The organism is Caballeronia sp. BR00000012568055 (genome assembly GCF_029439455.1).
Lineage (GTDB): Bacteria > Pseudomonadota > Gammaproteobacteria > Burkholderiales > Burkholderiaceae > Caballeronia.
Window position 1 is genome coordinate 1 of the sequence record NZ_JAQFVG010000115.1, and the last position, 1,753, is coordinate 1,753.

1 protein-coding gene is annotated in these 1,753 nt (G+C 60.1%); it reads left to right on the top strand.

Annotation, left to right across the window (positions count from 1 at the left end):
* Positions 1-1,753 (top strand): type VI secretion system membrane subunit TssM (tssM, locus tag P7F28_RS07275; RefSeq protein ID WP_277183845.1); only part of this gene is annotated, 1,753 nt, incomplete at both ends.

The window sequence follows — 1,753 nt, forward strand, 5'->3', positions numbered from 1 at the left end:
GCTGCCATCGTGGACGGGACTCGACCTCGATCACCCCGACAGCACGTTCCGCTATGGTCTCTATACCGCGCCCGGTGTCATCGATGTCAGCCGGCTCACCTATCGCGCGCTGGAAGAGCAATTGCTGCTGCCGCAATTGGTGCGGCGGATCGAAGACGTCATCTCACAGTCGATCGCGCAGCAAGATGCGGAATCGACTTACAACGCGCTGCGAGTGTATTTGATGCTCAGCGACGGCTCGCATTTCAAAGCGGCCGACATCAAAGCCTGGATATTCGACGACTGGGCGAAAACCGACAGCGCCGCGGTTTTTGGCGGACGCGCCGCAATGATCGCGCACGTCGATCAACTGTTTTCGGGCGAACGTATTGTGCGGTCACCTTTGATCCGTAACGACGCCCTGATCCAACGAGCGCGCGCATTTCTCGATTCGACCAACGCGACTCAGCGCATCTACGAGCGAGCCAAAGCCGAGATGGCCGAGAAAGCGCCCGACGACTTCTCGCTGCTGCGTGCGGTCGGACCGGATGCGGGTGCGGTATTCACGCGGGCGAGCGGCGCACCGCTTTCGCGCGGCGTGCCGGGGCTATTTACTTTCGACGGTTATCGCAACGTCTTCGATCCGGGCCTGAAGGCGTTTGTCGAAGCCGCGCGTAACAACGATACGTGGGTGATGGGTCGCGCTTACTTCGAAGAGGCTCAAAAAAAAACGGCTGATTTTGCGAGTCATCTGACGCATGCAGATGATTCGCTATCCGAATCAATCAGACGTCTCTATCTGACCGAATACGCGCAAACCTGGGACGCTTTTCTCAACGATCTGCGCCCAGTGAGCGGCACGAGTCTCGGTTTCGATCTTCAAGTGCTGCGCCGTCTCGCGGCACCGGACTCCCCGCTCACCCGGCTCGCCAATGCGGTGGTGCGTGAGACGACATTGACGCGCGCGATCCCGGTTGAAGATAGCTCGTTGCTGCAGCAAACGAGTGAAAAGCTTGCCGATAAGGCCAACAAGGTGCTCGGCATAAGACCGCACGAGCGTCTAGAACGCGAACTCGTCGATACCCATTTCGCAGCGTTGCGCGAGATCGTCACGGGCAGCGCCGACTCGCAGCCCGATTCCGCGTCCAAAACGTCGAGCGCCGCTGTCGCCGGAATGGCTGGCATGGGCGGCATGGGCGGCGTCACCAATCTGCTTAACGATTACTACACGGCATTGATGGTCGCGGACAGCGCCATCGCGAACAACAGCATGCCGCCGGCTGGCGATGCGGCGGCCAAGTTGCGCATGACAGCGAACACGCTGCCTGCGCCGCTGCGCGGCGTGCTTCTCGGCTTGTCCTCGCAGGGATCGCGCGAAGTCAATCAAGGTGTCGGGCAATTGCTGTCGCAGCAGATGCAAGCCGTCATCGGCGATTCGTGCCGTCTGATTGTGGAAGGCAACTATCCGTTCAATCTGAGCAGTCCGCGCGACATCAGCATCGAAGACTTCACGCGCCTGTTTGCGCAGGACGGCGTGCTCGACGGCTTCTTCAATCGCAATCTCGCACCGTTCGTGGATACGGCCGCCCGCCCCTGGCGTTACAAAACGATCCCCGGTGCGACCGAGCCGGTACGCGGTCCCGATCTGGAAGCCTTCCAACACGCGAAGGCAATCCGCGACGCGTTCTTCGGCGATCGCGATCAGAAGCAATTGACGTGGAAAAGCGATATTCAGGTCGTGGAACTCGATCCGTCCATCATGGGACTCTCAATC